This is a genomic window from Streptomyces sp. NPDC015144 (assembly GCF_043079735.1).
Lineage (GTDB): Bacteria > Actinomycetota > Actinomycetes > Streptomycetales > Streptomycetaceae > Streptomyces.
The window spans coordinates 1-4792 of the sequence record NZ_JBIBUU010000052.1; the positions used below are offsets into that span (position 1 = coordinate 1).

Here is a 4792-nt window from a genome sequence, read left to right on the forward strand (position 1 = left end):
TGATTAAAATCGTCCTGAAGACTCACCAGTTGCTTTTTCTGGCCAAAGAAATCTTTAGCCGATAGTCGGCCATCCTCCGTTACTGGAACGAAGCCTACGTGCATGTGAGGGGTTTTCTCGTCATAGTGAACAGTCGCATAGATTAAATTCTTTTCACCGTATCGATCAGCAAGGAACTCATGAGCCGTTTCAAAATACCTTTTCTGCTCTTTGGGTGAAATTTTATCGAAGAATTCCTTGTCAGAGGTAATTAAGAATTCAGCCAGCTTAACTGCATCTTTACGGATCTTTTTTCCAGAGGTCACATTGTCCTCAATTACTTGGCTAATTTTCTCGTTGTAATCAATCTGCCTTTGACCGTTTATCAAGTCATAATTCAGATGAGAATCAGCTTTATTGATGTCGGGATTCGTTTCACTTTCCCTCTCTCTTTGGTTGTGAAATTGAATCCCTTTTATCCCATTTGATTTCATTTTCTGCATTCGGATAATGGAGTAACTCATGGGGTACGCACCCTTTCTGAAAATCGATAGATTAATAGAAAGTGTAACACACTACACTTTGCACGCAAAGTTTCATGTGGTCTGCGACGCTAAAAGCCAAACCTTGGGCTTTGCCCAAACCCACTGGGGAACTCTTCCCCAGACCCCCTTAATCGAACTCCCCAACCCCTCAATCCTTGAGGGGCTCCCTCGCCGGTAGGCAGCTCAAAAGGTGTTGCCTTTTGAGACACCAAGAGGGTCTTGGTGAAGTGAGTCTATCAACTCCTTATCCTCCCTTCGGTCCGGTACCGTTGACAGACGCCATACGGGCCTCTCTCGCCTTTGTAAGAGGTTGCCCCTAGTAAAAACCCTTAAAAAGCAAAAAAGACGCTTCTAGGGGTAGCGTCAGGGAAATGCGGATTTACAACGGTAAGCATTTGATACAAGTCTTATGAGACAGTCAGAAGTCATTTAAAACGCTAATTTCATTATGTCTCAATAAACTCTACTCTATTGGAATTGTGAAGTGATACACTTAAACTAACGTACGCAGGTTTGTTGAATAAGGACTTCAAAAAATACCCTTAATTAAGCTAAAAAGTCCTTCTCTTTATTAAGAAGGACTTTTTTATGTGTTATTCCATTGTCTCATTCATTGTAATAGTTTCGCTTGCTTCATGACCAGATTCTCCATGTCCTGGTCCAAACAAATTCAATATTACAACTCCTACAAGAATCAGTGTTATTCCTGCAATGCTAGCCATGTTAAGTTTTTCCTTCCAAACTAAAACTGAAATTACTGTAGTCAAAACAAGTCCTAAACCTGCCCATAATGCATATGCAGTGTTTAAGGGGATTGTTTTTAGCGACAAGGATAAAAAGAAAAAACAACCAACGAAAGCTATTATTACCCCTATTGTAGGATAGAGTTTTGAAAAGCCTTCAGATGCTTTTAATAGGGAAGAGCCAATAATCTCCCCCACTATTGCAAGTGCTAAATATAGATATGACATTATTCGTCCTCCTGAATCATGTTTATTAGTTCATCAAAAACTTGTGTTTTTAGTTCTTCATTTAATGGTGCCATTCCAAATATTTCTGAAAACCAAAGACCATCTATGGATAATCTTGTAATTGTTATTTTGACAGGATCAATTCCATCAGTTATTAACTTTGTATGCAAAATATCGTATCTCTGCCGGAATTCATCTAATAAATCTGGATTAATAAACATAGCAGCCATTAGTGCGGAATTTAGATTATTGTTTTCTAAATCGGAAAATGTAGATTTAAGATAAGCCCTATTCCATTTTCCTATTGCGTTATCATCGTCGTTATTAACTAACGTATTAATGCATTCGAAATAATTATTTGTCCAATCTTCCACCATTCCTTTAATTAATGCTTCCTTGCTAGGAAAATGGTATAATAATCCACCTTTACTCACGCCAGCTCTTTGGGCGACTGCCTCTAATGTGAGTTTGACAACTCCTTCTTCTTTTACAATTTCAGATGCAGCAATCAATATATTTTTTTTCTTATTAGCATGCTTTGAAATAGACATAATAACCTCCATAACTTAGATACATATAATATACCTTCTGGACGGTTTTTTTGTCAATCGAATTAAAGCTCTTATTTAATATCACTCTTTCACATAAAAATAATCCAATAAATTAATCTAAAGATTGTGAAGAAATGTACTTAAAGTAAAGGGAGCTTTAGTTCAACAGTCGATTTCTTAAAATCGGCTTTATTTATGGGTGAAAATTACATTACCGTTGTAAATCCGCATTTTCAGGACTCTACCCCTTCTAGAGCGCCTCTCATTGTTTTAGCGATTAATTATTATTCCCCTTATTATTTTTTTGAAAATGTTCTTTGTAATATAAATAATCAACTTTATGTTTTGTGGACATTAATTGAGTCGCTAATATTGCGGTGTAAATTGTCGTCAATCCTAGTGCTACTACGGCTAATAAATTTAAATTACTTTTATTAATGCTACTGTTACTATTCATGAAAGCTCAACTCCCTTCTTTAAAATTAGATTTCTAAATATCAAAGATTTTTATTCGAACACCATCAATTCTCCCCTTGTTTTAGGGTGGAGGCTGGCAAGGGGGTTTGGGGGAAGCCCCCATATTGCGTAGATCCATAAGGCAAAAGAGAAAATTTATGAACGGAAGCTCTGGCGGTTTTGGCGGTATAATGGCTCGAGCAAGCCGATTTCCTGAATTCCTCGTTTTAGGTACGTCGGCTTGGCGAAAGTACAGCACCGCCAAAATTTCGGAATGCAAGGAGAAAAGGGTGGAGATTTTTCGGTGGTCTGTCCGAAAAATACTACCCGAACCTTGCGTGGAGAAAAGCCCTTTAGGAGATATAGAAGGGAACACAGAAAAAATGTTGATATATCAATGTTTTAGTTAAGGTAATGTGTCATAGCTTGTGACACGTATATGTGTCATAGCTTGTGACACATAGTTGAATTAAGATGTGTCATTTTTTGCTTGACTATAGTTCATTTTTGACCTATGATGTGTCATAAATTATACATATAGGTATCACAGCTGATGATACATAACAAGGGAGAGAAGGATTCTATGCCAGCAGAGGTGCGTAAATTGGACGAGCAGAGAAAAATTAATGTTGAGTTAACCCCTGAACAACTTCAAATGCTTCAAAGACTTATTGATCTTGAACAGCAAGAAAACAAAGACAAAGAGCAATTTGAAGAGAAAAAGAAAAATCATAATTTCATCCAGCTTTATCGTGACAACATGCCAGAATTAAGATGGTTAATGGCAAATCATAACTTCGCAAGTTCTTTATTATTTTTTATCTTGGAACACATGGATAACAGAAATGCTTTAGCTTGTTCTTATGCAGTTTTTGAAGATTATTTTGGCAAATCAAGGTCAACAGTTTACAGAGCAGTAAAGCTTTTAGAGGAGAATGGATTTTTAAATGTTTTAAAAATGGGAACATCAAACGTCTATGTAGTGAACGAAGACCTTGCTTGGACAGATGGCAATGACAAAAAGAAATTTGCTAAATACGATGGTAAAATCCTTGTCAGCAAAAAGGAAAACAAGGACTTTGAATACAAAAGCCAATTTGATAAATTTAAAGCCCTTAGAGAACGTGAAAACTTAAAATAAAGCGAGTAGATAACTACTCGCCTTTCTTTATTTCAAGAGCATATTTGCCCTCATTTGAATCTTGGTCAACACTTGTAAAAACACCAATATCTTTTATTGGAATAAGAGTTCCAGAACCTAAATGAGGTCTCTTTCTATCCCTCATAAAAAGCATTAATTCTCCCTCTTGGTCTAGTTTCTCCAACTTCTCAACCAATTGTTTCACCTTCATCAGCGTTCCATCTCCATCCCTTTTTGCCTTTGTGGCTTCTCCATTTTTTCTAAAGAGTCCTGGACTAATTTATCTTGCCTATCATCCAGGAACTTGATTGTACTTCGGTCTACATCATTCATCCTCAAGAACGTTTTTACTCGGTCAAGTTGAGCGTGTAAAACTTTGCCCACCCTCTCTTTAAAAACAGAAAACTCCTTGCTGATCTGCACGAGTTTTCCCTTCAATTTTCCGTTCTCTAATTTCAATTCCCGATTCTCATTTTGGTAAGACCGGTTCTCAATTTTTAGAGTGTCCACCTGTTGTTTTAACTCCTTTTTCTCCTTCAACTGGTCATTATATTTATTAACGAGTCCATTGTACTTTTCTATCAAGTCTCCATAGTTCTTTACAATGTCTGTTTGCTTCACTTTTTGCAGTGCTTTTTTCTCTGCTAAGGAGTCTAAATTCTCTTCAATATCTTTGTAGTAATAGCGAATTTTATCTTGTCCAATTTGCATATCAGCTTTCAGCTGCGTAACTTCTTTTTGAGTCTTTTCCAACTCTTTCTGCAGATTCTCTGCTTGTAGCTGATAAGCCACACCATTGGTCGCATAATCGACTAGGCTTTTGTAGTCTTGTTCCTTCATTCCAACAAGCCCTAGAACCTTTTTAGCTTCGATATTCGCAATCGATTTCGATTTATCATCAATCTCTTGAATATGCCCCATTGTCCGCTCATATTTCTCTTGGGCTTCCTTCTCCATGCTTTGAAACGTTTGAGCCTTATATTTAGCCGTCTCCACGTGTTTACGGCTCGACGAGACCCCTCTTTCCAAATTAAAGTCATTTTGCTTCAGGTACTGATTAAAATCGTCCTGAAGACTCACCAGTTGCTTTTTCTGGCCAAAGAAATCTTTAGCCGATAGTCGGCCATCCTCCGTTACTGGAACGAAGCC

6 protein-coding genes are annotated in these 4792 nt (G+C 37.3%); 1 reads left to right on the forward strand and 5 read right to left on the reverse strand.

Translation table 11 applies throughout. The features are described 5' to 3' along the window. From mobV to ACF08W_RS34995, 3 genes are all read right to left on the reverse strand, one after another. Positions 1–503 (reverse strand): MobV family relaxase (gene mobV, locus ACF08W_RS34985; RefSeq protein WP_392281767.1); only part of this gene is annotated, 503 nt, incomplete at its 3' end. A 614-nt stretch (positions 504–1117) separates the two neighbouring features. Continuing rightward, positions 1118–1495, reverse strand: coding sequence for a quaternary ammonium compound efflux SMR transporter QacH (qacH, locus tag ACF08W_RS34990; RefSeq protein ID WP_000121134.1), 378 nt, complete (start codon positions 1493–1495; stop codon positions 1118–1120). Then, positions 1495–2046 carry a TetR/AcrR family transcriptional regulator gene (locus tag ACF08W_RS34995; RefSeq protein WP_000028029.1) on the reverse strand — a complete coding sequence of 184 codons (552 nt, stop codon included), beginning with the start codon at positions 2044–2046 and terminating at the stop codon, positions 1495–1497. Before ACF08W_RS34995 ends, qacH begins: the two co-directional genes overlap by 1 nt. A 1039-nt stretch (positions 2047–3085) precedes the next feature. Here ACF08W_RS34995 and ACF08W_RS35000 point away from each other — a divergent pair. Next, positions 3086–3643: a replication/maintenance protein RepL gene (locus tag ACF08W_RS35000; protein ID WP_048558832.1), complete on the forward strand. Its 558-nt coding sequence runs from the start codon at positions 3086–3088 to the stop codon at positions 3641–3643. 13 nt (positions 3644–3656) lie between these two features. Here the strand turns inward: ACF08W_RS35000 and ACF08W_RS35005 are convergent, their stop codons facing one another. Then, positions 3657–3839, reverse strand: a complete 183-nt coding sequence (locus tag ACF08W_RS35005; protein WP_350835256.1) for a hypothetical protein — start codon at positions 3837–3839, stop codon at positions 3657–3659. Positions 3840–3853: 14 nt separating this feature from the next. Next, positions 3854–4792 (reverse strand): plasmid recombination protein (locus tag ACF08W_RS35010; RefSeq protein WP_392281768.1); only part of this gene is annotated, 939 nt, incomplete at its 5' end.

Bases quoted from the DNA above. Each gene is read 5' to 3' on its own strand.
- qacH (WP_000121134.1), bottom strand. From the start codon at position 1,495: ATGTCATATCTATATTTAGCACTTGCAATAGTGGGGGAGATTATTGGC.
- ACF08W_RS35000 (WP_048558832.1), top strand. From the start codon at position 3,086: ATGCCAGCAGAGGTGCGTAAATTGGACGAGCAGAGAAAAATTAATGTT.
- ACF08W_RS34995 (WP_000028029.1), bottom strand. From the start codon at position 2,046: ATGTCTATTTCAAAGCATGCTAATAAGAAAAAAAATATATTGATTGCT.